Origin of the sequence: Limnohabitans sp. Jir61 (assembly GCF_003063545.1) — a bacterium.
Lineage (GTDB): Bacteria > Pseudomonadota > Gammaproteobacteria > Burkholderiales > Burkholderiaceae_C > Limnohabitans.
This window is the reverse complement of sequence record NZ_NESD01000001.1, coordinates 885,811-911,999: the sequence shown is the minus strand read 5'-3', so window position 1 is coordinate 911,999 and position 26,189 is coordinate 885,811. Positions and strand designations below refer to the sequence as shown.

General features: G+C 53.8%; 27 protein-coding genes. 8 read left to right on the top strand and 19 right to left on the bottom strand.

Translation table 11 applies throughout. The features are described from left to right. The 5 genes from B9Z35_RS04535 to B9Z35_RS04515 are packed head-to-tail and all read right to left on the bottom strand — an operon-like array spanning position 1 to position 4,627. On the bottom strand, positions 1–1,329 hold the full coding sequence (locus B9Z35_RS04535) for a cation:proton antiporter (RefSeq protein ID WP_108282440.1): 1,329 nt from the start codon (positions 1,327–1,329) through the stop codon (positions 1–3). Positions 1,330–1,337: 8 nt separating this feature from the next. Further along, positions 1,338–2,522 (bottom strand): nicotinate phosphoribosyltransferase, encoded by a 1,185-nt coding sequence (pncB, locus tag B9Z35_RS04530; RefSeq protein ID WP_108282439.1) that lies wholly within the window; start codon positions 2,520–2,522, stop codon positions 1,338–1,340. A 19-nt stretch (positions 2,523–2,541) separates the two neighbouring features. After that, complete coding sequence (locus tag B9Z35_RS04525) at positions 2,542–3,249, bottom strand: nitroreductase (RefSeq protein WP_108282438.1); 708 nt, start codon at positions 3,247–3,249, stop codon at positions 2,542–2,544. Beyond that, positions 3,246–3,695, bottom strand: coding sequence for a thioesterase family protein (locus B9Z35_RS04520; protein ID WP_108282437.1), 450 nt, complete (start codon positions 3,693–3,695; stop codon positions 3,246–3,248). The genes B9Z35_RS04525 and B9Z35_RS04520 overlap by 4 nt, the downstream gene beginning before the upstream one ends. Continuing rightward, positions 3,692–4,627 (bottom strand): histone deacetylase, encoded by a 936-nt coding sequence (locus tag B9Z35_RS04515; protein ID WP_108282436.1) that lies wholly within the window; start codon positions 4,625–4,627, stop codon positions 3,692–3,694. Before B9Z35_RS04515 ends, B9Z35_RS04520 begins: the two co-directional genes overlap by 4 nt. Positions 4,628–4,840: 213 nt before the next feature. Here B9Z35_RS04515 and B9Z35_RS04510 point away from each other — a divergent pair, with 213 nt between their 5' ends. Further along, complete coding sequence (locus B9Z35_RS04510; protein WP_108282435.1) at positions 4,841–5,383, top strand: phasin family protein; 543 nt, start codon at positions 4,841–4,843, stop codon at positions 5,381–5,383. Between the two features lie 96 nt (positions 5,384–5,479). Here B9Z35_RS04510 and B9Z35_RS04505 read toward each other — a convergent pair whose 3' ends face one another. Further along, positions 5,480–6,367, bottom strand: coding sequence for a patatin-like phospholipase family protein (locus tag B9Z35_RS04505; RefSeq protein ID WP_108282434.1), 888 nt, complete (start codon positions 6,365–6,367; stop codon positions 5,480–5,482). 126 nt (positions 6,368–6,493) lie between these two features. On the opposite strand from B9Z35_RS04505, the gene B9Z35_RS04500 reads away from it, so the two are divergent. From B9Z35_RS04500 to rpoD, 3 genes are all read left to right on the top strand, one after another. Next, positions 6,494–7,252 carry a 3-hydroxyacyl-CoA dehydrogenase gene (locus B9Z35_RS04500; protein ID WP_108282433.1) on the top strand — a complete coding sequence of 253 codons (759 nt, stop codon included), beginning with the start codon at positions 6,494–6,496 and terminating at the stop codon, positions 7,250–7,252. A 66-nt stretch (positions 7,253–7,318) separates the two neighbouring features. Next, positions 7,319–9,220: a DNA primase gene (gene dnaG / locus B9Z35_RS04495; protein ID WP_108282432.1), complete on the top strand. Its 1,902-nt coding sequence runs from the start codon at positions 7,319–7,321 to the stop codon at positions 9,218–9,220. 251 nt (positions 9,221–9,471) lie between these two features. After that, positions 9,472–11,868, top strand: a complete 2,397-nt coding sequence (rpoD, locus tag B9Z35_RS04490; RefSeq protein ID WP_108282431.1) for an RNA polymerase sigma factor RpoD — start codon at positions 9,472–9,474, stop codon at positions 11,866–11,868. Between the two features lie 81 nt (positions 11,869–11,949). Here rpoD and B9Z35_RS04485 read toward each other — a convergent pair whose 3' ends face one another. After that, positions 11,950–12,786 carry a class III extradiol dioxygenase family protein gene (locus B9Z35_RS04485; RefSeq protein ID WP_108282430.1) on the bottom strand — a complete coding sequence of 279 codons (837 nt, stop codon included), beginning with the start codon at positions 12,784–12,786 and terminating at the stop codon, positions 11,950–11,952. 19 nt (positions 12,787–12,805) lie between these two features. After that, positions 12,806–13,156 (bottom strand): protocatechuate 4,5-dioxygenase subunit alpha, encoded by a 351-nt coding sequence (locus B9Z35_RS04480; protein WP_108282429.1) that lies wholly within the window; start codon positions 13,154–13,156, stop codon positions 12,806–12,808. 88 nt (positions 13,157–13,244) lie between these two features. On the opposite strand from B9Z35_RS04480, the gene B9Z35_RS04475 reads away from it, so the two are divergent. Both B9Z35_RS04475 and B9Z35_RS04470 read left to right on the top strand, forming a co-directional pair. Continuing rightward, on the top strand, positions 13,245–14,135 hold the full coding sequence (locus B9Z35_RS04475) for a LysR family transcriptional regulator (protein ID WP_108282428.1): 891 nt from the start codon (positions 13,245–13,247) through the stop codon (positions 14,133–14,135). A gap of 70 nt (positions 14,136–14,205) precedes the next feature. Continuing rightward, entirely contained in the window at positions 14,206–14,586 is a 381-nt protein-coding gene (locus tag B9Z35_RS04470; protein ID WP_158268113.1) for a BLUF domain-containing protein, read from the top strand. Here B9Z35_RS04470 and B9Z35_RS04465 read toward each other — a convergent pair. From B9Z35_RS04465 to B9Z35_RS04425, 9 genes are all read right to left on the bottom strand, one after another. Further along, positions 14,583–15,587 (bottom strand): aldo/keto reductase, encoded by a 1,005-nt coding sequence (locus tag B9Z35_RS04465; protein WP_108282426.1) that lies wholly within the window; start codon positions 15,585–15,587, stop codon positions 14,583–14,585. The genes B9Z35_RS04470 and B9Z35_RS04465 overlap by 4 nt on opposite strands. After that, on the bottom strand, positions 15,584–16,471 hold the full coding sequence (locus B9Z35_RS04460) for a sugar phosphate isomerase/epimerase (RefSeq protein ID WP_108282425.1): 888 nt from the start codon (positions 16,469–16,471) through the stop codon (positions 15,584–15,586). The genes B9Z35_RS04465 and B9Z35_RS04460 overlap by 4 nt, the downstream gene beginning before the upstream one ends. Positions 16,472–16,480: 9 nt before the next feature. Beyond that, positions 16,481–17,365 carry a 4-hydroxyphenylpyruvate dioxygenase gene (locus B9Z35_RS04455; protein ID WP_108282424.1) on the bottom strand — a complete coding sequence of 295 codons (885 nt, stop codon included), beginning with the start codon at positions 17,363–17,365 and terminating at the stop codon, positions 16,481–16,483. 33 nt (positions 17,366–17,398) lie between these two features. Continuing rightward, the gene (locus B9Z35_RS04450) at positions 17,399–18,250 is read right to left on the bottom strand and encodes a shikimate dehydrogenase (protein WP_108282423.1); all 852 of its coding nucleotides are present in this window, start codon (positions 18,248–18,250) and stop codon (positions 17,399–17,401) included. A 3-nt stretch (positions 18,251–18,253) separates the two neighbouring features. Continuing rightward, positions 18,254–18,697 (bottom strand): type II 3-dehydroquinate dehydratase, encoded by a 444-nt coding sequence (gene aroQ, locus B9Z35_RS04445; protein ID WP_108282422.1) that lies wholly within the window; start codon positions 18,695–18,697, stop codon positions 18,254–18,256. Positions 18,698–18,771: 74 nt separating this feature from the next. Then, positions 18,772–19,794, bottom strand: a complete 1,023-nt coding sequence (locus B9Z35_RS04440; RefSeq protein WP_108282421.1) for a TRAP transporter substrate-binding protein — start codon at positions 19,792–19,794, stop codon at positions 18,772–18,774. A gap of 84 nt (positions 19,795–19,878) precedes the next feature. After that, on the bottom strand, positions 19,879–21,156 hold the full coding sequence (locus B9Z35_RS04435) for a TRAP transporter large permease subunit (protein ID WP_108282420.1): 1,278 nt from the start codon (positions 21,154–21,156) through the stop codon (positions 19,879–19,881). 20 nt (positions 21,157–21,176) lie between these two features. Continuing rightward, positions 21,177–21,707 carry a TRAP transporter small permease gene (locus B9Z35_RS04430; RefSeq protein ID WP_108282419.1) on the bottom strand — a complete coding sequence of 177 codons (531 nt, stop codon included), beginning with the start codon at positions 21,705–21,707 and terminating at the stop codon, positions 21,177–21,179. A 105-nt stretch (positions 21,708–21,812) separates the two neighbouring features. Then, positions 21,813–22,478, bottom strand: coding sequence for a TetR/AcrR family transcriptional regulator (locus B9Z35_RS04425; RefSeq protein ID WP_108282418.1), 666 nt, complete (start codon positions 22,476–22,478; stop codon positions 21,813–21,815). Positions 22,479–22,586: 108 nt separating this feature from the next. Between B9Z35_RS04425 and B9Z35_RS04420 the strand changes: the two genes are divergently transcribed. After that, positions 22,587–23,324, top strand: coding sequence for a sulfite exporter TauE/SafE family protein (locus B9Z35_RS04420; protein WP_108282417.1), 738 nt, complete (start codon positions 22,587–22,589; stop codon positions 23,322–23,324). After that, the gene (locus B9Z35_RS04415; protein ID WP_108282416.1) at positions 23,321–24,367 is read left to right on the top strand and encodes a Gfo/Idh/MocA family protein; all 1,047 of its coding nucleotides are present in this window, start codon (positions 23,321–23,323) and stop codon (positions 24,365–24,367) included. The genes B9Z35_RS04420 and B9Z35_RS04415 overlap by 4 nt, the downstream gene beginning before the upstream one ends. Before the next feature lie 3 nt (positions 24,368–24,370). On the opposite strand, the gene B9Z35_RS04410 is transcribed toward B9Z35_RS04415, so the two are convergent. Beyond that, positions 24,371–25,426: a Gfo/Idh/MocA family protein gene (locus B9Z35_RS04410; protein ID WP_108282415.1), complete on the bottom strand. Its 1,056-nt coding sequence runs from the start codon at positions 25,424–25,426 to the stop codon at positions 24,371–24,373. Positions 25,427–25,429: 3 nt separating this feature from the next. Next, a complete protein-coding gene (locus tag B9Z35_RS04405) occupies positions 25,430–26,188 on the bottom strand; it encodes an ABC transporter ATP-binding protein (RefSeq protein WP_108282414.1) in 759 nt (252 codons plus the stop codon). Position 26,189: the final 1 nt, after the last annotated feature.

Below are 26,189 nucleotides of genomic sequence, written 5' to 3'. Positions count from 1 at the left end.
TTACTCAATCATGTTTAATTTTTTAGCCCACCAAGGAGTTAGCGCAGGCAGCAAGGTCAATGTCCAAATCACAACCCAAGCAGTCAATGGCATGAGTTGCGTCATATCCGGAAACTGAGCCACTGTGACAACCGCCAAGACAACAGGGATGACACCAGTTTCGCGCACAGCGCATAAAAACAATTTTTCTTGTCGACTGATCGATGTGGGCAACAGCGACACAAAGACCGCCATAGGCCGCGCTAACACCATGAAAGCCAAAGACACCAGCAACCCCAACATGGCAGTGTCGGCCAACTGTTGCAATGCCACAAACGGTCCCACCATCATGAAGATGGTGGGCTTAGCCACGCTTTCAATCTTCACTTCTAGGTTGTGCAACAAGCCATGAAAGTAATGTGTGCCATGGTTGAAATTGGCCAACAAGCCTGCAATGAACGCAGCCAAGAATCCATTGCCATGAATCAACTGCGCCAACACGAACGTGACCAAAGGTACGGCCAACACCAGCGCAAAGTCATAGGGCACATCGAACTTTCCCGCATCGTTATGTTTCGATTTGTAGCGCTCGAAGGCATACATGCCAAACCAACCCACCACACCTGCTACAACACCAAAACCAAACTGCGCTGCAAGCAAACGCAAGTTGTCACCACTGAATAATCCGGCGGCCAAGGCGCCCACGTTGTCTATGTTCACCTCGCCCAAAATCATGGTGGCAATCGCCCCAGTGAAGATGGCCCCTACAGCATCGTTTAGCGCACTCTCGGCCACTGAAAGGTTGGACACCTGCTTGAACTGCGACTTGAACACCAAGGTTTTGAGCGTAGGAATCAAGGCAGCGGGGTCAGTAGAACCAATGATGGCTGATAAAAGCGCAGCCGTTTTGCTATCTAAGCCCAACCACAGCAACACAGGGAACATGATGAAAAACGTCACCAAGTAACCCACGGTGGCAATCATCAAAGTTGGAAACGCAATCTTCAAAAAATCTTTGCGTTCAATCTCATCGCCGCCCGACTTCAAAATGATGGCAGCCAGTGCCGTACACACCACCACGGCCAACACCAACTGCGCCGACAAAGGCGCCAGCGCCTCGTGCAAGAAGATGCCAACCAACAACTGCAAGGTAAAACTTGGAAACACTGTGCCTTCAGCAACCTTGCTGCACAGCCAACCAAACACCAGAAACAAACCCAAGCACCACAGCGTTGATGCAATTGATGCTTCTGAGCCATCTAGACGTGCCATATGAGCAAGCAAATCAGGCGCTAACGTGTTCACCCCAAACGCGAGTGCAAACACAAAAGCAACTTTGAGGTATTTCATGTCAACATTTAGGTGGGTTGCGCAATATCAAACACTTGACGTAAATAGGCCAAGTACTTTTCGTCTTCACACATGTTCTTAGACGGCGTGTCTGAGAGCTTGGCCACAGGCTGACCATTGCACTGCGTCATCTTGATGACGATTTGCAAAGGCTCATAGCCTAAGTCGTTGGTCAAGTTGGTGCCAATGCCAAACGCGAGTTGGCAGCGGCCACGGAACTGTTGGTAAAGCGCAATGGTTTTTTCGACGGTCAAGCCATCCGAAAAAATCAGCGTTTTGGTGAGTGGGTCCACGCGGTTGTTGCGGTAGTGGGCAATCATGCGCTCGCCCCAGGTGAAAGGGTCCCCACTGTCGTGACGTGCGCCATCGAACAGCTTGCAAAAGTACATATCAAAGTCGCGCAGGAAGGGCTCAATGCCATACACATCGCTCAGTGCAATGCCTAAGTCACCGCGGTATTCGCGTGCCCAGGTCTCGAACCCAAACACTTGGCTGTCACGCAGACGTGGGCCCAGGGCTTGGCAAGCTTGCAAATATTCATGCGCCATCGTGCCCAAGGGTGTGAGGCCAAGCTTCATTGCAAACAAAGCGTTGCTCGTGCCAGCAAACTGACCTTTGGGGCCAGTGCCGAGTTTGGAGGTCAACACACGCAACAGCTCTTCGTGCCATGCTCTGGAGAAGCGGCGACGCGTGCCGTAATCGGCAATTTTCAAATCACTCAAACGCTCGGCATGCAAGGCATCGATCTTTTGGTCAAGCCGCTTGCGGCCTTCCAAAAAGTCCGGCACTTTTTGCGTGTTGCGAAAGTACACCTCGTTGACGATGGCCAACACCGGAATCTCAAAAAGAATGGTGTGCAGCCAAGGGCCTTGAATGCTGATGTCAATCTCACCGTTCGACAACGCATTCACCTGAATGTATTTTTCGTTCAGCCGAAACAGCCCCAAGAAATCGACAAAGTCGCTCTTGATGAAACGCAGGCTACGCAACCATGACAACTCCGCATCTTGGAAATGCAAGCTGCACAGCGAGCGAATTTCGTCACGAATTTCTTGCACGTACGGCGCCAAATCCACACCGGGGTTGCGGCACTTGAACTTGTATGACACCTGCGCACTCGGAAACTGATGCAGCACAGCCTGCATCATGGTGAATTTATACAGGTCGGTGTCGAGAAGGCTGGTGATGATCATCGCAAACTAACTAAAAAACTCAGGCCACCCAGTGGGTGAACTCATTCACAGGCACGCGAGGCGTGACCAGTGTGTTGACTTTGTCGCTCTCATCGGCATAGCCCAGCGACATGCCGCACACCATCATCTCACCCTCGCCCGCACCGATGTGCGGCAGGATGATGCTGTGAAAGCCATTCCACGCTGCCTGTGGGCAGGTGTGTAAGCCACGCGCACGCGCTGCCAACATGATGTTTTGCACAAACATGCCGTAGTCAAACAACGAGCCACGGCCCATGATGGGGTCGATGGTGAACATCAGGCCCACAGGTGCATCGAAAAACTTGAAATTGCGTTGCTGTTGCTCGTGCATGCGGTCTTTGTCGGCTTTGCCAATGCCCAACAAACCGTAAAGGCTCCAGCCGTTCTCACGACGACGGTCGATGTAGGGGCTGACCCATTGCGCAGGGTAATAGTCGTATTGCTCGGTGTACTGTTTGGCCACTTCTGGGTTCGCGCGCATGGCTTCGTGAGCAGCACACACTTTGTCGACCAACGAATCACGTTTAGCGCCTTGCAACACATAGACCTTCCAGGGCTGGGTGTTGGTGCCCGAAGGTGCGCGACTGGCGACTTGCAAAATTTCGGTGATGAGTTCGCGTGACACCTCTTGCTGCGTAAATGCACGTGCAGACATGCGTGAAGTGATGGCGTGGTCAACAGCTGCAATATGGGCTGGGTTGGTCATACAAGTGTCTCCAAGACTGTTTTTAATTTCAAAGGCAAGGCCTTCACAGGCCGACGGTTTTCTTTATCGACGTACACGTGCACAAAGTGGCCGCGTGCGGCGCAGAGGTCTTCGCCTTGCGCAAACAAACCTATTTCGTAGCGCACGCTTGAACTTCCCAACTTCGCCACGCGAATACCGGCTTCGATGGTTTGCGGAAATGCGAGCGGTGCAAAGTAGTTGCACTGGGTTTCAATCACCAAGCCAATGGTCTCGCCGTGGTGAATGTCCAATGCACCCTGCTCAATCAAGTGCGCGTTGACAGCTGTGTCAAACCAGCTGTAGTACACGACGTTGTTGACATGGCCATACACATCGTTGTCCATCCAACGCGTGTCGATGCGACGAAACACCTTGAAGGTGCTGCGCGATTCGGGTTGTGGGCGGGAAGTAAGTGCGGAACTCATTGAGACAGATTTTGCCAGCGTCGCCAGTACGCATAGGCGACACGGTAAGTGTTGACTTGTGCCTGAACTGTGTCAGCCATTTCGCGACCATAGCCCCCTGCCATTGAGAAGGCCAAGGGAATGCGCTTAGACCATGCCCAGTCGAACACACGGCGGTCGCGGGCTTCTAGGCCATCAAAGCTCAGTTTGAGCCTTCCTAGTCGGTCGCCCTCGTGCGGATCAGCACCAGCAAGGTAAATCACCAGTCCTGGCGAGAAACGGGCCTCTAGCTCGGCCAAGGCATACTCTAAGCCCTCTAGATACATCGCATCGTTGCAGCCATCGGGCAGATCAATGTCTAAATCGCTGGTTTCTTTGTCGAATGGAAAGTTACGAGCGCCATGCATGGACAAGGTGAACACCTTTTCGTCTCGCTCAAAAATGCGCGCTGTGCCGTTGCCTTGGTGCACATCCAAATCGATGATGGCCACTTTCAAAGGCTGCTTGTACACGCGCCCCCACTCGGCTTGCATGAGGCGCGTGGCCACGGCTGCATCGTTGAACACGCAAAAGCCGCTGCCTTTGTCTGCATAGGCATGGTGCGTGCCACCTGCCAAATTGGCCGCCACGCCTTGCCCGCCAAACAAGGCTGCGCGTGCGGCCATCACCGTGGCACCTGCTGAGCGGCGTGATCGCTCAACCATCGCGGGCGTCCATGGAAACCCAATTTCTTTTTGTTGAGCCTCTGTCAACGTGCCTTGCTCCACCGATTGGATGTAACTGGGCGTATGAACCAATGCCAGCTCGCCATCGCTCGCGGGCGGGGCGACCTCTAGGACCACTTCAGGCATTTCGGCACTCAACCGGTCACGCAAGAGGCGGTACTTGGCCATCGGAAAACGATGGCCTTGCGGCAAGGGCAATACAAACTGGTCCGAATAAAAAGCGCGCATAGCCCTTGGAAACCGCATGAAACAAGGCTCAATTGTGGCCAATTTAGAAAAACCTTCGAATGTTGGATGAAACCTCCGGTTTTAGAACGTCACCTCTAAACAGGACTTCAAAGCCCCAAACCCTCTTGCAAACCCACGGGATAACCCTAAACTTCATCCCAATGCTGCACCGCAACATTTTTTGCAAGCTCACTTAACTTTTGGAGTATCACCATGATCAACGTTGAACAATTCGCCGCTACCAACAAAGCCAACCTCGACAACCTGTTCGGTTTGTCAAACAAAGCCTTCGCTGGCGTTGAAAAATTGGTTGAACTCAACCTCACTGCTGGCCGTGCCGCTTTGAACGAATCTGCTGCTCACGCACAAGCTGTGTTGGCCGTGAAAGACGCTCAAGAACTGATCGCTTTGCAAACCAGCTTCGTTCAGCCTTTGGCTGAAAAGTCTGCTGCTTACAGCCGTCACCTGTATGACATCGCTCAAGGCACTGGCGCTGAATTCACCAAAGGCCTCGAAGGCAAAGCTGCTGAAGGCCAAAACGCTGTTCAGTCTTACATCGAATCTGCATTGAAAAACGCACCTGCTGGCTCTGAGCAAGCTGTGGCTTTCTTCAAGCAAGCCGTGACTGCTAGCAACACTGCTGTGGAATCTGTGCAAAAAGCCGTCAAGCAAGCTGCTGACTTGGCCGAGTCACACATCCAATCCGCCACTGAAACAGCTGTGAAAGCTTCGAAAAGCGCTGCTAAGAAGCGTTAATTTGTAACGATTGTCTCCTCGGATTCTTCGTCACCTCAGGGTGCAGAATCCCTTCAAGGGCCCGCCGCAAGGTGGGCCCCTTTTTTTCGTTTGTCTTTATTGCTGCGCTAAAGCGGCCTTGAGCTTGGGCAAGGCTTGCAACATGGCTGCACGGCCAGCCTCTATGGAGCGGCGGCGCGCTTTGAAATCGGCACTGCCCACATCTTGTAAGGCGGGTCGCACCACTAGGTCGGCATCACGCAGCTCTAGCGTGTTGATGCTCTTGCCCATGATGGTGAAGGTCTGCATCAAGATGTCAAACATGTCACCGGTTTTGCCAGACTCAGGCGGGCTAGAGATATCGATGGCCAACACATACTCGGCCCCCATCTGGCGCGCATAACGCACTGGCACGGGCGACACTAAACCACCGTCGACAAACTCTCGGGCGCCAATGCGCACCGGCTCAAACACCGAAGGCACAGCACTAGAAGCACGCACCGCAGTGCCGACATCGCCACGCTGGAACAAGACGCCCTCGCCTGTTTTCAAATCGGTCGCCACGATGCCCAATGGCATACGCATCTCTTCGATACGGCGACCACCCGTTTGCTTGCTGATGTAGCGCGCCAAACCATCTCCGCGCATCATGCCGCGCCCAAGCAAGGGCACGGTCCAATCGGTAATCGTTGCCTCTTCCATGGTCTCGGCGGCTTTTTGCAACTGCGCACCATCTTTGCCGCTGGCGTAAAACGCGGCCACCACGCTGCCGGCCGAGGTGCCCACCACCAAGTCGGGCTTGATACCAGCCTCTTCCAGCACTTGAATCACACCTACGTGTGCAAAGCCACGCGCTGCGCCGCCGCCCAATGCCAATCCAAACTTTGGGGCGCGTTTAACGACAGGGACGTCTGTCTTGATGCCGTCCACAGGCGCCAATGGCCCATGCGAGGTACACCCAGACAACACTGCAACACACACAAGCAATAACCAACTCAACTTCATCCAAAAACCTCAATCGATAAATCATTCACTAGGGATTGTCCTAGATGGCCACGAGAACCCTTCGGCATCCCGCATAATTGACGTTTACGTAAACGTAAAGCAACCATCTAAATTCAGGAGACCCTCATGGACATCAAAGGCAAAGTTTTCATCGTCACTGGCGCAGCCTCAGGCTTGGGCGAAGGCACGGCACGTGCGCTGGCAGCCAAGGGCGGCATTGTGGTCATCGCTGACATGCAAGCCGACAAAGGCGAAGCTGTGGCCAAAGACATTGGCGGCGCTTTTGTGAAGTGCGATGTGAGCAACGAAGCCGACGGCCAAGCCGTGGTGGCCAAAGCCGTGTCACTGGGCAAGCTCATGGGCTTGGTCAACTGCGCGGGCATTGCCCCTGCCGAAAAAACCGTGGGCAAAAACGGCGCACATGCGTTGGCCTCTTTCAGCAAAACCATCACCATCAACCTCATTGGCAGTTTCAACATGATTCGCTTGGCCTCTGAAGCCATGTGCCACAATGAACCCGAAGCCACAGGCGAGCGTGGTGTGTTGATTTCTACCGCCTCTGTCGCCGCCTACGACGGCCAAATTGGCCAAGCCGCTTACAGCGCGTCCAAAGGCGGCATCGTGGGCATGACCCTGCCCATCGCACGCGACCTCGCCCGCAACGGCATTCGCAACATGACCATCGCCCCCGGCATCATGGGCACGCCCATGCTATTTGGCATGCCTCAAGAAGTGCAAGACGCCCTCGCCGCAGGCGTGCCCTTCCCTTCACGCTTGGGCACCCCACAAGACTACGCCAAACTGGCCCTGCACATCTTTGAAAATGATTTGCTCAATGGCGAAGTGATTCGTTTGGATGGTGCGATCCGTTTGGCACCGAAGTAAGCCAAAACGTTCTTCAAAGTTCTGAAAAAGGGTGAAGCCTAAAATCAGGCTTCACCCTTTTTACATATGGCCATCCCCCAGTCCTTCATCCAAGAGCTTTTAGCCCGCGTCGACGTTGTCGAGGTGGTGGGCCGCTATGTGCAGCTCAAAAAAGGCGGGGCCAATTTCATGGGGCTGTGTCCGTTCCACGGCGAGAAGTCGCCGTCGTTTTCGGTGAGCCCTGCCAAGCAGTTTTTCCATTGCTTTGGCTGCGGCAAAAACGGCAATGCCATTGGCTTCTTGATGGAGCATGCGGGCATGACCTTCGTCGAAGCGGTGAAGGACTTGGCACAAAACATCGGCATGCAAGTGCCAGAAGACGATGCCTCGCCACAAGATCGTGCACGCGCCGCCGAGCAGCGCCAAAAGCAAGCCACCCTCACCGATGTGTTGGAAAAAGCAGGCGAGGCTTATCGCAAACATTTGCGCAACTCGCCCAAAGCGATTGAGTATTTCAAAGGCCGTGGTCTGAGCGGCCAAATCGCCAAAGACTTTGGCTTGGGCTACGCCCCCGAAGGTTGGCGCAGCTTGGCCAGCGTGTTCCCCGACTACCAAGACCCACTGCTGGCTGAAAGCGGCTTGGTCATCGTGAACCAAGAAGACGGCGAAGAAGAAAAACGCTACGACCGTTTCCGCGACCGCGTGATGTTCCCCATCCGCAACGTCAAAGGCGAGTGCATTGGCTTTGGTGGCCGCGTGTTGTTTGAGGGCACACCAAAATATTTGAATTCGCCAGAAACCCCTGTGTTCAGTAAAGGCCGCGAACTGTATGGTTTGTTTGAAGCCCGTAACGCACTGCGCGACGCCGGCTATGTGCTGGTGACCGAAGGCTACATGGACGTGGTGGCTTTGGCGCAATTAGGGTTTCCCAATGCGGTCGCCACACTGGGCACGGCGTGCACGACCGACCATGTGCAAAAACTTTTTCGCTTCACCGACAACGTGGTGTTCAGCTTTGATGGTGATGGCGCAGGCCGCCGCGCTGCACGCAAGGCGCTCGATGGGGCATTGCCCTATGCCACTGATGTGCGCAGCGTGAAGTTCTTGTTCTTGCCCGCCGAGCATGACCCCGACAGCTACATCCGCGAGTTTGGCAAAGAAGCTTTTGCCCACTGCGTGACCGAAGCCATGCCCCTGAGCCGCTTCCTCATCGAAGTGGCCCGCGAAGGCTGCGACCTGCACACAGCCGAGGGACGTGCCCACATGGCCAGCAACGCCAAGCCGCTATGGATGGCCCTGCCCGATGGCGCTTTGAAGCGCCAGTTGCTCAGCGAAATCGCAGAGCTGGCAGACCTTGGCAACCACGAGCTGCAAGACCTGTGGATGCCCGCCCCTGCAGTTGCGCCTGCACGCTCAGGTGAATTTAAAAAGGCATCCAAGTTCAAACCGCGCGAGCCCTACGCGCCCAAAACTTATAAGCGTGGCACACGCCTGATTCCACAAGGCCGTGCAGACCATGCAGCACGCGTGCTGCTCTCGCACATGGACTTGTGGGAAGACCTCTCCACCGAAGACCACAACCTGTTGTGTGAACTCGCCCCACCCCACGGCCCGTTGTTTGTTTGGCTCGATCAGCAGCACCACGAACACGGCCATCAAGCTTGGGGCTCACTTCGCGAAGGCCTGCGCGAGCACGAGTCAGAAGACCTCGCCCTGCGCGTCATGGCCAGCGCCTTCACGCCTTTGCTAGATGACGAAGGCAAACCCATGCCTGAAAGCCTCACACCCGAGCAACAACGTAAAGAGGCTGGCCTAGAGCTGCGCGGCATCTTGAACAAAATTTTGTTTGAAAGCCTTGATGCCCAAATGAAAGAGGCCATCGCCGAAGCCGCCGCCGATCCCACGGCCATGCAGCGCTACAAAGCCCTGTTTGAGCGGCGCAAGCAGCTGGGCCTGATTCCGCAAAAACTGGTCGAAAGCCACGATTAATGCGCCTGTGGCTAATCTAAGGCCACCGTTTTGGGTATAATCCACGCTTAGCAAGTGCGACAGCAGCACCTCCGGGCCCGGCCAACCGTGACACAAGCGCACGACTCGCCACTTCACCGCAAGGACTGCACACCAAATGTTCGCCCAATCCGCTTGCTTCTAGAGGTTCACACTTCACCCCCCTTTTTCTTTTTCCCGCGCCGGGTTTTTGTGGCGCTGTGTATTCGTTTCTTTGAAGTCTAGGAGTTTCCATGCCTGTTGACCGTAAGTCCAAGAAGCCTGCCAAACCAGTGGCCAAAAAGCCAGCCGTTGCCGCCCCTAAAGCTGCAGCCAAGCCAGCTGTAAAAGCCGCTGCCAAAGCAGTTACAAAGTCAGCCGCAAAGCCCGTTGCAAAAACCGCTGCCAAACCGGCAGCAAAAGCAGCTGCTAAACCAGCCGCCAAGCCAGCAACGAAAGCCATGTCAGTGCCCGCACCAAAAACAAAAGCTGCTGAAAAGCCAGCAACAAAAACCGCAGCCAAAACAACAACCAAAGCAAAAGCTGAGGACACCAAGAAAAAAGCATCGGCCGTAGAAGCCCATGCACCCAAAGCGGCTGCCAAAAAAGCGCCCGCAAAAAAAGCCACCAAAGCTAAAGGCAAAAAAGCCGGCGGTGACGACGAAGACCTCGGCGACATCGAAGCCGACCTCGAAGGCGAACCCGTCATCGAACCAGGTGCAGAAAAGGTCAAGCCCCTGCGCATGAAAATCAGCAAGGCCAAAGAACGTGCCTTGATGAAAGAATTCGGTTTGGACGAAACCGTGCTGTCTGAAGAAGACATGCAAAAGCGTCGCCAACGTCTGAAGACCCTGATCAAACTCGGTAAGACACGTGGCTACCTGACGCACGGCGAAATCTCTGACCACTTGCCCGACAAGTTGGTCGATGCTGAAACACTCGAAGTGGTGATCAGCATGTTGAACGACATGGGCGTGGCCGTTTACGAACACACCCCTGACGCAGAAACCCTGCTGCTCAACAACAACACACCGACTGCCGCAACTGAAGAAGAAGCTGAAGAAGAAGCCGAAGCAGCTTTGTCCACAGTGGACAGCGAATTCGGCCGCACCACTGACCCCGTGCGCATGTACATGCGCGAAATGGGCACGGTTGAGTTGCTGACACGCGAAGGTGAAATTGAGATTGCCAAGCGAATCGAAGGCGGTCTGATGGACATGATGGCTGCGATCAGCGGCTCACCTGCCACCATCGCTGCGGTGCTGGCCATGGCAGAAGACATTCGCGAAAACAAAGTAGTCATCTCCACCATCGTGGACGGTTTCAACAACCTCAACGAAGCCGATGACTATGTAGCCGAAGAAGACTTCGACGAGTTTGACGAAGAAGATGATGACGACGGCAACGGCGGCTCTAAAGCTCTGACCAAAAAATTGGAGGAGTTGAAGAACGCAGCCCTTGAGCGCTTTGACCGCATGATTGTGTTGTTCGAAAAACTGCGCAAGACTTACGACAAAGAAGGCTACGGCACGCCTGCCTACATGAAGGCGCAAACTGCGTTGACCACTGAATTGATGGGTATTCGCTTCACAGCGAAGACCATTGAAAAACTCTGCGAATCTGTGCGCGGCCAAGTGGACGATGTGCGCAAGAACGAACGTGAACTGCGTCGCATCATCGTGGACAAGTGCGGTATGCCACAAGCCACGTTCATCAAAGACTTCCCACCCAACTTGCTCAACCTCAAGTGGGTTGAAAAGCAAGCTGCCACAGGCAAGCCATGGTCTACCACCATGGGCCGCTACATCCCACCGGTGCAAGACTTGCAGCAAAAGCTGATCGACTTGCAAGCCCGTGTGGTGGTACCTTTGGAGCAACTCAAAGACATCAACAAGCGCATGAACGCCGGTGAGCGAAGCTCACGTGGCGCGAAGAAAGAAATGATCGAAGCCAACTTGCGTTTGGTCATTTCGATCGCTAAGAAATACACTAACCGCGGTTTGCAATTCCTCGACTTGATCCAAGAAGGCAACATCGGTTTGATGAAGGCCGTGGACAAGTTTGAATATCGTCGCGGCTACAAGTTCTCGACCTACGCCACATGGTGGATTCGCCAAGCGATCACGCGCTCTATCGCAGATCAAGCGCGTACCATCCGTATTCCTGTGCACATGATCGAAACGATCAACAAGATGAACCGCATCAGCCGCCAACACTTGCAAGAGTTTGGTTTCGAGCCCGATGCCAGCGTCTTGGCCGAGAAGATGGAAATTCCAGAAGACAAGATCCGCAAGATCATGAAGATCGCCAAAGAGCCGATCTCCATGGAAACACCGATCGGTGACGATGACGACAGCCACTTGGGCGACTTCATCGAAGACAGCGTCAACACCGCGCCTATCGAAGCAGCCATGCAAGCCGGTTTGCGCGATGTGGTGAAAGACATCTTGGATGGCCTCACCCCTCGCGAAGCCAAAGTGTTGCGCATGCGCTTTGGTATCGAAATGGCGATGGACCACACTTTGGAAGAAGTGGGCAAACAATTTGACGTCACGCGCGAGCGCATCCGTCAAATCGAAGCCAAGGCGTTGCGTAAGTTGAAGCACCCAAGCCGCAGCGACAAACTGCGCAGCTTCATCGATACGATTTAACATCCCCGCTGCCCTGCTTTTGCAGGAATACAAAAACCCCGCCTGTTTGCACTGGCGGGGTTTTTCTTTTATGGCTTGGATTTATTCTGTTGCCAAGGCCATCACACCCGTAGCCGTGTTGGAAATTGGGATGTGATAATTCTGGTGCACTGGCTTGACGTGATCGCCCAAAGCACCACGCATCGCCAACCACATGAGCAGCTCCACACCTTGCGTGCCGGTCTTCTCGACCAACTCGTGAATGCTGAACTGCGTGGCCCACTCTGGGTTCTTTTGCAGACTGTTCATGAACTCCAAATCAAATGCCTTGTTGATGTGGCCTGCACGTTCACCGTCGAGCTGATGACTCAAACCACCAGTGCCTAAGATGGCCACTTTCAAATCGCTATCCCAACTGCGAATAGCGTCTCCCACGGCCTTGCCTAAGTTGTAACACCGCTTGGCCGATGGCAAGGGGAACTGTACGGTGTTGATACAAATCGGCACGGTTAGCACAGGGCATGTGTCGCCTGGCCAAAACAGCTTTAGCGGCAAGGTGAACGCATGGTCGACCAACATCTCTTGGCACGTCACCACGTCAAATTCTTTCTCTACCAACTCGTTGATGATGTGCCAGGACAAATCAGGCACGCCTTTGAATGGTGGCAATGTGGGAATGCCCCAGCCTTCATCGGCATTGTTGTATTGCGCCGCAGCACCCACCGCAAACGTGGGCATTTTGTCGAGGAAGAAATTCAACCCGTGGTCGTTGTAAAACACCACGGCCACATCGGGTTTGACCTTATCCAACCACTCATGAATGGGAGGAAAACCATCAAAGAAAGGTTTCCAGTACGGGTCTTCTTGAATGCCTTTGGCAATCGCGCTGCCGATGGATGGGATATGTGATGAGGCAAGGCCGCCAACAATTGTTGCCATGGTATGGTCTCCTAGATCTTTATTGATTAGCTGCAGCGCGGAGCTTTGCTTTGAACTCTTCTTTGGTCATGCCGGTTTGGGCGGCTCCCAGGTCTTGCACGTCCAAACCCAAAATACCAGCGAACTTTGCGAGGTAGTAGACATTGCCACCTGCAGCCAATAAGCCCAACACATTGCGCGTGCGAATGGCATCGGCTTGTTGCGCATTCAAGCCGTATTGCGTCATGTAGGCCTCTTCATTCGCCTTGAAAGTGTTGCGGTTGTCTGCGCTGTTGAACGAGTAGCACATCTTGTTGAGGGCGTAACCTTTTTGGGCTTGGTCACCGTCAAACAAGGTGGTTCCAAAAATCGGTTCAGGTTTGTGGCTCATGGCGTGTCTCCGTGATTGAAGTTTTTCAATGCGATGAAGTGTGGGCGTTTCAACTCATAAAATAAACCTCGCAATACTCATTTATTACATGAAAAAATTTAATCATTTGGATTTGGATGGCCACCTGCTGCATTTGCTCAGCACCGTGATTGAGCAAGGCTCGGTCACTGCAGCAGCCAATGCCCTAGGTGTTACGCAATCCGCCGTAAGCCACCAACTCGACCGCTTGCGTGCCATCACGGGCGATGCCTTATTTGTCAAATCAGGGCGCGGCATTGTGCCCACGGCTCGTGCCGAAGCCTTGGCGTTACAAGCCCAAGAGCTGCTTGCCCAATTGAAGGGTTTTGTGCACAGCGGTGCGTTTGAGCCAGTTCGCCTCACCCAATGCTTCACCATCGCTGCCAACGATTTACAACGCGATTTGTTGTTGCCGAGTTTGCTCAACCGCCTGCAAGCCCAAGCGCCAGGCGTGACGCTGCGCGTAGTGCCATCCGACGTGCCCAGCGCTGACATGCTGCGCGCCCAAGACTGCCAGTTGGTGATTAGCCCACGCCCGCCAGATGCCACCGATATCAAACACAAACGCTTGTTTACCGACACCTACCGTGTGTTTTACGACCCACAGGTTCGCAAAGCTCCACGCTCACTCAAAACCTACGAGGCCGCTGAGCACATCACCGTGGTGCACCAACCCAAACGTAGCCTAGACATTGATGATTTACTTTTGAAGCGTGGTGTCAACCGAAAATTCACGGCCACGCTGAGCAGTTTTGCTGGGGTGGCTGCCTTTGTGGCTGGTACTGAACGTTTGGCCACCCTGCCCGGCTTATTACGCCAAGGCTTGCTCCGTGGATTGGCTGATGCGCCCGTGCCATTTGAGACGCCAGACATGCCCATGTACGCCATCTGGCACGTGCGACACCAAGAAGACCCCGTTCACATTTGGCTACGGCAGCAATTGTTTGCACGTGATGTCTAGAACAGGGTCGTAAGTCAATTTAAATATCGCATTTGTACGATTTAGGCTAAATAAAAACCACTGTCTTGTCGTGCTCGAACGTTTACTCTACCGCTCTAAAGCTACCAATACCCTAGGTAGCCTGCATCTCTTCAACATGCTCAGTGAAGCACGTGCGAAAAATGCTTCAATGGGCATCACAGGACACTTGCTCTACACAGAAGAAGTGTTTGTTCAGTGCATTGAAGGACCGCCAGCATCCATCTCGTCCTTGTGGGAAAGTTTGCAACGCGATGACCGCCATCACGATCTGCAACTTCTGGCACGAGGTCCAATTGAAGCCAGACGCTACCAAGACTGGAGCATGGCCTTTTCAAGCTACCCCAGCCTCAATCGTTTCAATATGCCTGGCTTCTTTGCTGTCGACAAAGAAGGTATGAACGCCGAGGCTGAGCGCTGCGCGCAGGCTTAACTCGCGAACTCTTCCGTATCCACTTCCGAAGCATTGAGCGCGTTGTAACGCGGCCCTTTGACTGTCTGTTGATTGATCAGCGCCTCTAAGCGCTGCATCTGCTCTGGTGACAAGGCCACATCAACTGCGGCCATGTTGTCTTCGAGGTGGTGAATGTTTTGCGTGCCAGGAATTGGGATGAGCTTGCTGTCTTTGTGCAGCAACCAAGCCAAGGCCAATTGCGCAGGCGTGCAACCCGCCTCACGTGCCATGTTTTGATACGCATCGAGCAAAGGCAAATTCGCGGCGTAGGTGTCCAAGCTAAAACGCGGCATGGCACGGCGAATGTCATTGGCAGCCAAGGTACTCACATCGCGCAAATCACCACACAAGAAACCACGGGCCACAGGACTAAAAGCCACGAAGGTGGCACCTAGTTCTTCGCAAGCCTTGAGCACCGCAATTTCGGGGTTGCGTGTCCATAGCGAGTATTCGGTTTGCACCGCCGCAATGGGGTGCACGGCATGCGCTTTGCGCAGCGTGGTGGCTGAGACTTCACTCAAACCAATCTCACGAATCTTGCCTGCGCGCACGAGGTCGCTCAAGGCGCCCACACTGTCCTCGATGGGCACTTGTTTGTCCCAGCGGTGCAGGTAATACAAGTCGATCACATCGGTACCTAGGCGCGAGAGGCTTTCTTCACAGTTCTTGCGCAGTGTCTCGGGGCGACCGTCTATCACGCGCTTCACACCATCGGGGAACGACACACCAGCCATACCGCCTTTGCTGCACAAAGTGATTTGGCTGCGATGCGCTTTGAGCGCCCTGCCCACCAACAACTCGTTGGTGCCAAAGCCATACAAGGCAGCCGTGTCAAACATCGTCACGCCGAGGTCTAGGGCTCGGTGAATGAGTGCCTCGCCCACTTCAGGCGCGGGCGGTGCGCCATAAGCGTGGCTGAGGTTCATGCAGCCTAGGCCAATGGCTGAAACTATGTAGGGGCCGAGTTGTCGTTGTTTCATAAGGCTGATTGTGCGCGTGTCCAAGCAGGCAAAGGGGCTGAGCGATGCAGCACGTTGTCGTGCAGCCATGTGGCGCTCTTGCGCGCGCGCTCAGCAACTGTCGCCAGCGGAAGTTGCTGGTAGTCGTCGTTGAACACTTCAAAGCTGTAGTCACCGCGATAGCCAATGCGGTCAAGGCGCAGCACCAAGTCAGCCAAGGCCTCGCTGTGCACGCCCTCGCCTGGGAACACACGGAAGGTGCGTGCGGTGGTCATGCGGTCTTCAAACGTGGGGGTTTCGTGCCACATGAAGTCTGACAGTTGGACTAAGAAAATTTTGTCGGGGTCGAGGTCTTCAATCGCGTCCAGCGGTGTGTTGGCCGCGAAGATGTGGAAGGAATCGATGCCAATACCAAGGTTGGGGCAATCGGCGCGACACACCACATCCCAAGAGGTGGTGAACTCGTTGACCGTGCGGCCCCATGACAAACCTTCATAAGCCACTTTGATGCCCAAAGGCAAAGCCATCATGGCGAGCTTTTTCAAATCGCGGGCAATGTGGTCGAGATCATCGGTCGCGTGGCGCGAGGTGGACGAGCAAGCCAGCAACACCTTGCTGCCAGTCGCTGCGCACATCTCGAGCATCGACTTGGCGATGTCTACCTTGTAGCCATGCAAGTGGCCCGATAACCCTTCAAAGTCGCGCAGCACTTGAAAACCAGTGGGGCGCAAGCCACTGGCCTGCACCGCTGCCACTGCCGCAGGCACACCGCCAGGGTGAGTGACCAAGTCACGCGCCATGAGCATGACTTGCGAGAAGCCAGCCTCCTTCATCGCCGACAGCTTGGCTTCCAAAGAGCCCGCCATCGTGATGGTGTCCATGCCGAAGCCGTCGAGTAAGTTCATGGCGTGACCTTATGCGTTGTCTTTGTGAACCAGCTCAAACGACACCGAGCCCAAGGCACTGCGTGTGAGCGCACCACGGTCTTCGGGGTGCAACTGGGTCGACTCGACAAACTCCACGCCACGGGCTTTGAGAGCGGTCACTGCCGCGCCGACATCGACAGCACCCAAACCAATGCGTTGCAAACATTCCGGTGATTCGTCGGTATCCATCCACGGATCAGGTTCGATCAGTTGCCACAAGAAGTTACCGCAAGGGCTCTTCATCAACTTACCTTTGGGCAAGATGCCAAAGCGCTGATCATCAGGCACAAAGCTGAAATCAAACATGTGTTCAAAGTACGCCAACCAGTCCGCACTGCGGCCTGCGCCGATGTACTGCACCACGCCAAAGTAGCTCATATCAGCTGTGGCTTGTGGGTGTTGGTCCACGGTAGGAATCGGTTTGAAGTCGATGTCATAAATCGAAAACTCTTGCCAACGGTCCACAAAGTAAAAGCGGCTACCACCTGGGCCGTGGATTGCGGGGATGTGCAGCTCCATCGCTTGCGCTTGACTGGTCACGTTCCATGCGCCGAGCTCCATGCAACGGGTGTGCGCTTGCAGCGCATCGCGCACACGAAAAGCCACGGCGGAGATGACGGGTTGGCCATCGGTGGTGGCGCTCACGCGCGCATCATCAGGGCTGGCGTTGACCACCAAGTTCATACCGCCTTGGCGATACAACGTGACCTCACGCGAACGATGACGTGCCACAGGGCGAAAACCCATGTTCTCTAGCACTTGGCCCAACGCCTGCGGGCGGCTGGTGGCGTATTCGATGAACTCAATGCCGTCTAGTCCTAAACGGTTGGGCATGTCGGGTACAGACTCTCGGTGTGTAGATTGCAAGGTCATCAAATACTCCAAGAAAAATCAATCAGGAAAAACTCAATAACTCAACTGCGCCACATCGCGCAGCACTTCAGCCGTCGTGGTGGGCAAGTCAAAGTATTCCAAGTAAGCAGGAATTTGTTCAAACAGCATATCTGAACCGACCTGCACGCGGCAGCCTCGATTTTTGGCGGCTTGCAAGAAAGCGGTCATTTCTGTTTTCATCACCACTTCGCCCACAAAGGCGTCAGGTGAAATACGCGACACATCCATGGGTAAGGCGTCGCCCTCGTTCATGCCCATGGGCGTGGCGTTGACCACCAAGTCGTGGTCGGCAGGGTCGTTTGAGCCTGTGCGCACATCGATGTGCGGGTAGTTTTGTTTCAAGCGTTGGCCTAATGCCTCGGCCGACGCAGTGTTCACGTCAAACAAACTGATGGCAAAAATGCCTGCGCCCGCCAGCGAAGCCGCAATCGCACAACCCACACCACCCGTACCCACGACCAACACACGTTTGCCTGTCAGGTCAAAGCCCTTGCGTTGCACGCCGCGCACAAAGCCTGCGCCATCAAACATGTCGCCGACCAAACGGCCATCAGCCAGTTTCTTCACTGCGTTGCAAGCACCTGCCACGCGCACGGTGGCAGTGACTTCGTCGAGCAAGCCCACGGTCACCACTTTGTGTGGCATGGTGATGAGCGCGCCGCAAATGTTGGTGAGATTGAACACCGATTTCAAGAACACCGGATAGTCTGGTGTCTGGCAACCCATGGGGACCACCACCGCGTTGATGCTCGCACTGGCGAAGTACGGGTTGTAAATCATGGGCGACTTAAAAGTGTGCGTGGGAAAGCCAATATGGGCAATCAACTGCGTGTTGCCATTGATAACCAGACTCGGTGTACTCATGATTTATTTAGACGATTGAACAGCAGACACGGCGGCACGCAATGCCAACTCATAGCTGTCAGCGCCAAAGCCGCAAATTTGGCCTTTCACAATTTCAGCGAAGACTGATTTGTGACGGAATTCTTCACGCGCATGGATGTTGGACATGTGCAACTCGACCACAGGGCAAGTGAGCACAGCCAAAGCATCACGAATTGCGTAGCTGTAATGGGTCCAAGCGCCGGCGTTGATCAACACGGCGTCAACCTTGTCAAAGTAGCCTTGATGAATGCGCTCGCACATGTCGCCTTCGTGGTTGGTTTGGTAGCACTCCACTTCAGCACCCAGCTCTTTGCCGAGCTTATGCAAATTGGCATTGATCTCATCGAGCGTGATGGTGCCGTATTGCTTGGGGTCGCGTTTACCAAACATGTTGTGGTTCACGCCGTGCAGCATCAAGACTTTCATATAACTTCCCTATTGAATTTTTATTGACTTAACAATGCTTCACCGCTCTAGAGCGGTGAAGCATGACCTGTCAATTATTTTGCCTTCTTGGCTGGTGCAGAAGAACGCGCTTTCTCGATTTCAGCTTGCATCTCTTTCACCACGTCTTGACCCACGCTCACGCCGTGCTTGGCAGTGACAGGACGCATCTTGTCACGCAAGATAGACATTTCAGACTCAGACAACTGAGTCACTTGCATGCCGTTCTTCTTGAGGTTAGCCAGCAAGCTGGCTTCCAAGTTACGTGCGGTGTCACGCTGAAACTTGGCGGACTCGGTGGCAGCATCAGCAACCACCTTTTTCTCAGCAGCGCTCAAGCCGTCCCAGAATTTTTTGCTGATGATCACTGACTGTGGGTTGTATTGGTGAGCGGTCAGCACCATGTGCTTTTGCACTTCATACAACTTGGCGCTGTTGATGGTGGGGATGGGGTTTTCTTGACCATCCACAGCACCTTGTTCCAACGCGGCATACAACTCGGGGAATGGCAGAGGTGTTGGATTGGCACCCAAAGCCTTCACCCAATCGACGTTGATCGGGTTAGGAATCACACGCAATTTCAAACCTTCTAGGTCAGACACTTTGTTGATGGCGCGCTTGCCGTTGGTGATGTGACGGAAACCCAGCTCGTAGTAAGCCAAACCGATCAAACCTTTTTCTTCCAACTTGGCGTGCATCTTCTTGCCGAAGGGGCCGTCCACCACAGCGTCAGCTTCTTTGGTGCTGGAGAACATGAAAGGAAAGTCGTAAATGGCGAACTCTTTGACTTGGCTCGCGAAGATGCCAGAGTTCATAGAAGCCATTTCCAATGAACCGCCTTGAATAGCAGACACGTTGGCTTGGTCACTACCCAAAGTGCCACCTGGGAACAGGTTAACTTTGAGCTTGCCGCCAGAGTTCTTCTCAACGATCTCTTTGAATTTCTCCATACCTTGCACGATGGGGTGGCCCGCAGCGTTCTGGTTGGCGAACTTGATGGTTTTAACTTGTGCCGAAGCGATGCCCATGGCCGCCATGGCCACAGTAGCGATCACGGTCTTGATAAATACACGTTTCATGTCAGTGTCTCCTGAGAACTTTGCGGTCGTACGCGAATCAAGGGAACCACTGCCAGGCGTACCCGGGCTGACAGTGGAAAAGAATCAATAGAACCAGCGTGCGGGCACCATCACCAATTGTGGGAAGGCCACCATCGCAAACATGATGATGAACTGCGCCACCATGAATGGCATTACACCGCGTGTGACCTCATCCATGCTGACTTTACCCACACCAGCCACTGCGTTGAGCACTGTGCCGACAGGCGGTGTGATCAAACCAATTGCATTGTTGATGATGAATAAAACGCCAAAGTAAACAGGGTCAATGCCAGCGGCTTTCACGACAGGCATCAGCACAGGTGTGAGCAACAAGATCGTTGGCGTCATATCAAGCGCTGTCCCCACCACCATCGTAATGACCATGATGGTCAACATCAATACTTTAGGACTGTCTAGCAAAGGCTCCAACAAAGCCACCAATTCAGCGGGTAAGTTAGCCACTGTGATCAACCAAGCCGACACCATCGCAGCCGCGACCAAGAACATCACAATTGCGCTGGTCTTGGCAGACGAAACAAACAAGGGATACAAGCTCTTCAAGTTGAGCTCTTTGTAAACAAAGGTCGAGATCAGTAGCGCATAGACCGCTGCCACCACCGCAGCTTCCGTCGGGGTGAACACACCAAACTTCAAACCAAACACCACGATCACGGGCAACACCAGCGCCCAAGTGGCTTGGCGCAGTGCTTCACGAATTTCGCCAAACGATTTACGTGGTGGCACAGTCACCACCTCTTGACGCGCCAACCACCACCAGGTGATCCACAACGAAGCACCCAACAAGACACCAGGCACGATACCTGCCATAAACAGTTTTGAAATGGACACGTTGCCAGCCACTCCAAAAATCACAAAGCCAATGCTCGGTGGAATCACAGGGGCGATGATGCCGGCAGAAGCGATCAAGCCTGCAGAACGTGCGCGGTCATGACCTGCCGCCACCATCATGGGCAACAACAAAGAAGCCAAAGCTGCCGCATCCGCCACAGCAGAACCAGACAGGGCCGCCATGATCACAGCGGCCATGATGGTTACATAACCTAAACCACCTTTGATGTGACCCACACATGCCATGGCGAAGTTCACGATGCGGCGTGACAAACCACCCGCGTTCATGATTTCGCCAGCCAACATGAAGAATGGCACAGCCAAGAGCGGGAAGCTGTTAGAGCCTTCGATCAAGTTTTGCGCCAAGATTTGCGCATCAAACATGTTCATGTGCCACATCAGCGCAGCACCGCACAACAACAAAGAGAAAGCGATTGGGATACCCAACGCCATGGAACCCATCAGGGAAAAGAGAAATACAGCGATCGTCATGGTCTTGTTCCTGAAATGGTTTAGTGGTTATCGCCGTGAGGGGCTTCTTCAGACTCTTGGATCATGACCAAGTCTTCATCGCGCACATGGCCAGTCAACAAGCGGATGAACTCTGCACTCAAGATCAAGCCACCCAAGACGGCAAACAAGATGCCGGGCAAATAAATCCATGCCATCGAGGCTTCCATCACCGCACTGGTACTGTCCAAGTTAATCACCGCTTGTTCGTAAGCCCCTTTAAACAAGAGCCAGCAAGCAAACAACATCAAGCAGTACGAAGCACCCAAACAAACTTTTTTACCAAATGGGCCGAGTCGACTGACCAACATGTCTGTGCCCAAATGGCCGTGCTCTTTCAAAGCCACGATCGCACCCAAGAATGTCATCCACACAAACGCCCAGCGAGAAAGCTCCTCTGACAACGTGATGCCAGAGTTCATGGCGTAACGCAAGAACACGTTACCGAACACCAACACCACCATGATGGCAAGACAAAGGGCAATCGCTGCTTCAAGCACTTTGCAGCAGCGATCCAAAATGAGGTTAAACATGGGAAGGTCCTTGAAGAATATGGGCTAAAACAAAATGTACAAAACAGTTACTTTGCAACTGATCAGTGAAAACCCGCATTTCAATACTGCATAGCCAACTACCTGCTATGCCAAATTTAAATAGCTAACAAAGCGCAACACCATGTCCACCACGCTTTGGCGGCGCACGGCCAAGGCTTTGGTGGTTTGACCATCACGCTTAAAGATCAAATCGAAGGTGTAACGGTTAGAGACATTGAAAAACGTCAACGCGGAAATAGACGCGTGAATGTCGATGGGGTCAAGTCCTTTACGAAACACACCCGCCTTCACACCGCGCTTGTAGAGCGCTTCAATCGACTGAATGGCAGACACGTTCAGCTCTTGGATGAGCTTGCTTTGCGCCAAATAGGCACCACGCTCGATGTTCTCGTTCATCACCAAGCGAATGAAGTCTTGATTGCTGTGGTGGTGGTCAAAGGTAAAGCCCACCAAGGCCTTGAGAGCCTCGACGGGCGTTAAGTCGGCTAAGTGCAGTTCAGCCTCGGTGGCGCGAATGCGGCGATACGCGTCCTCGAGCACAGCCAAGTACAAGCCCTCTTTGCTGCCGTAGTAGTAATAGATCATTCGCTTGCTGGTGTGCGTAGCGTCGGCTATCGCGTCGATCCGCCCGCCTGCCAGCCCCTTGGCAGCGAACTCTGCGGTGGCCACAGCAATGATGCCTGCCATCGTCCGCTCGGGATCATTGGTGCGTTTAGGCGCTTTGCGTGCGGAATGTACCGTTTCGTTCATTATCAAAGTATAGAGGGAGTCGTGTCTTCAGGTGTCTCCTGAAGAACCCTAATACACCTCAACCTTCATACGGCTGCGTAAACTCGAGCTAGCACACAAAACACATTCATGACATTTGATTCTTACTTCGTCTTAGCAGGCCTCGCCTCGCTTTTGGTCGGCTTGTCTAAAGGCGGCTTGCCCACGGTTGGCATGCTGGCGGTCCCCCTGCTCTCCTTATTCATGTCGCCTGTCAAAGCCGCCGTGTTGTTGCTACCGATTTACATCATCTCGGATGTGGTGAGTGTTTGGCTGTACCGAAAGAATTTCAGTGCACCGAACTTAAAAATCCTGATTCCTGCAGGCGTGTTAGGCGTGTTCATTGGTTGGCTTACTGCTTCATTCACTTCTGACAGCGCAGTGAAACTGATGATTGGCTTCATGGGCGTGGGCTTTTGCCTCAACACCTGGCTGCGCAAGACCCCGCCACACAAGCAATCGGTTGATATCAAAAAAGGCTGGTTCTGGGGGACTGTGGCAGGCTTTACCAGTTTCATCTCGCATGCGGGGGGGCCACCGTTTCAAATTTATGTGTTGCCACAACGTCTACCCAAGATTCAGTTTGCAGGCACGGCCACCTTGTTATTTGCGGTGATCAACGCTGCAAAAATTTTGCCCTACCAATTGCTGCAGCCCTACTCGTATGACGACTTGATGCGTGCAGCAGACCTGATTCCGTTTGCCTTGGTTGGCACAGTACTCGGCGCGTACATCACCAAAAAAATTGCCGATGCTTGGTTTTATCGCTTGGTGCAAGCGGGCCTGTTTGCTGTGTCCATCAAACTCATTGCGGATGTTGTTCTATGACCACCTCTCACACACACCCTTTACGTATCGGCATCTTAGGCTGCGCCAACATTGCCAAACAATTTGCACGTGATGTAGCTGATAGCCCGCTGTTGTCAGTTCAAGCGGTAGCCAGCCGAGACATCACTAAATCGCAAGCCTTTGCACAAGCCAACGGCATTGCGCGTGCGCACGGCAGCTACGAAGCTTTGCTGGCCGATACAAACCTAGACGCCATCTACATTCCGCTACCCAACAGCCTGCATGCCGAGTGGGCCATCCGCGCCATGCAAGCGGGCAAACATGTGCTGTGTGAAAAACCACTGGCCCTCAGCCTGGCCGAAGTCACACGCATGTTTGATGTGGCGCGACAACATGGTGTGATGTTGTTGGAGTCTTACCCGTATTGGTTCCAACCTCAAACGCGCGACTTGCTCGCATGCTTGAGCTCCGACAAGATTGGCGAAGTGCGCAGCATGCAAGCGAGCTTTGGTTTCACGTTAGGCAACCCCGACACCAACATTCGCATGAAGCCAGAGCTTGGCGGTGGCGCCTTGCTAGATGCAGGCAGTTACCCCATCAGTTTGATTCGTTTGGTGATGGGTTGTGCACCTGAGCGTGTTCTGGCCCATGCCAACTGGGCCACGACAGGCGTTGACATCAGCATGATGGCCACCTTGTTTTATGCCGATGGCAAACGGGCCCAAATGTCGTGCGCCATGGACACGGCCAACCACCGACGCGCCACCATCGTGGGCTCACACGGCACGGTAGAAACCGAATACCTGAACCACACGAGCGACACGCACACGCACCCATGGGGGTACTTGCCCAGCCAGCTACGCGTGCGCCAAGGCATTGCGAACAACATCGCCTTTGAAGAAATTCACTCAGCCACAGGCAGTGGTTTTCGATTCGCCGCCGAGGCGTTTGCTCAGGTTGTGCGCGAGGGTGATACAGCCGCCATTGAACGCGCCGCAGTAGCTAGTCATGACATTGTGGCCACGCTAGATGCAATTCAAACCAGCGCAAAGACAGGTCAAGTTGTGAATGTGAACCGCTGAAACTCAGCCGACACCATCTAAATTAACTGTTTGTTGGGTTGCCGCAGCGAGTGCAATGGCTTCGATCACCAACAAATTTTGCATCCCATCATGCGCACTCACCAATGGTTCATCCACACCTTCAATAACACGGATGAAGTGGTCCATTTGCAAATGCAAGGGGTCTTCACGCTCTAGCACGACCCTGCTGACTTGATACGGTTTGAACCATGAACGGTCGGCAGATTTGGCATAGGTTTTCATACGCATGGTTGGCACAGCCAAGCTACCCATCGTGCCAGCAATCACGTAACAGTCCTCATCGTCATAACTTGTGTAGGCCATGTTTTCTTGGCTGGTTTGTTCCCAGCTACGTGCCGATGCTGATGTGTCTGACACCAAAAATGAAGCCAGCACGCCTGACGCAAACCTAAATGAGATAGACGCTGTATCTTCCACCTCAAAGCCACGCACCGCATTCGATGTCATGGCCTGCACTTGGACAATCTCGCCGCACAACATACGCAAGCTATGAATCTCATGAATGAGGTTGATCAACACAGGCCCACCACCCACCTTGCTTCGCCAAGGCGCTTCACTGAAGTAGCTATCAGGTTTGTAAAACATGGCACTGCCCATGACGCTGACCAACTGGCCCAGGGATCCTGCGTCAATCACGGCTTTGGCTTCTCGCATGATGGGGCTGTGCGCACGGTGGTGGCCAATCAGCACCTTGGCTTGGTGTGCCTGCGTGGCATCGACCAAACGCTGGGCATCTGCCACCGTGTGCGCGATGGGTTTTTCAACCAACACAGGCACACCTGCCTCAATACACTGAAGGGCTTGCGGCACATGCAAGGCATTGGGCGTGGCCAGAACGACACCATCGATGCGCAAGGTCGCTAACAGTTCATCAAGTGTCTCAAACCAAGCAACGCCCTGCTCTCTGGCCAGTTGCCTCGCGGCATCCGTTGGGTCAGCAATGCCACAGAGTTGAGCCGATGGATTTTGTGCCAACACAGCGATGTGAGCGCGCCCGATCACGCCCGCACCAGCGACCGCGATCTTGAGCACCGACATGGTTTAAACCGTTGTTGCAGACGTGGTGGTGTGTGCACCACCTAAGAACAGCCGTTCCATTTGCGGATCGGCCAAAATTTCGGCCGCTGATTTGTACAGCACCAATCGACCGGACTCTAAAGCAATTGCATTGTCCGAGTACTTGAGTGCACTCTTGACGTTTTGCTCCACCATCAGCACCGTTGTGCCTTGGTCTGCCAGCTTACGCAAGAGCTTGAACACGTCCTGAACCACGATAGGGGACAAGCCAATCGAAGGCTCATCAATCAACAAGACTTTGGGACGAAGCAACAAAGCGCGACCAATTTCAAGTTGCTTTTGCTCACCGCCTGAAAGGGAAGATGCCAATGAGTTCATGCGCTCTTTCACACGCGGGAAAAACTCCAGCACTTCAGGAATGCGTTCATGCGTGGTCTTCATACCCAGCGTGATACCGCCAAGTTCTAGGTTTTCGTACACCGAGAGCTGGCCAAACAAATTACGCCCCTGCGGCACAAAGGCAATACCACGTGCGAGCAAGTCTTTTTGTGTGGCGCCTGTGATGTCATCGCCGTCCAAACGGATCTTGCCCTGGCGCGGTGTGAGCAACCCAAACAAGGTTTTGAGCACGGTGGACTTACCTGCGCCGTTGGGGCCAATCAACAAGGTGATGGAGCCTTTGGGCACGGTGAACGACAGGTTGTTCAAGATCATGAAATCTTTGTAGCCTGCCACCACATCGTCAAACTCGATGCATGGTGTCGTGTTGTTGTGTGTTGTCATG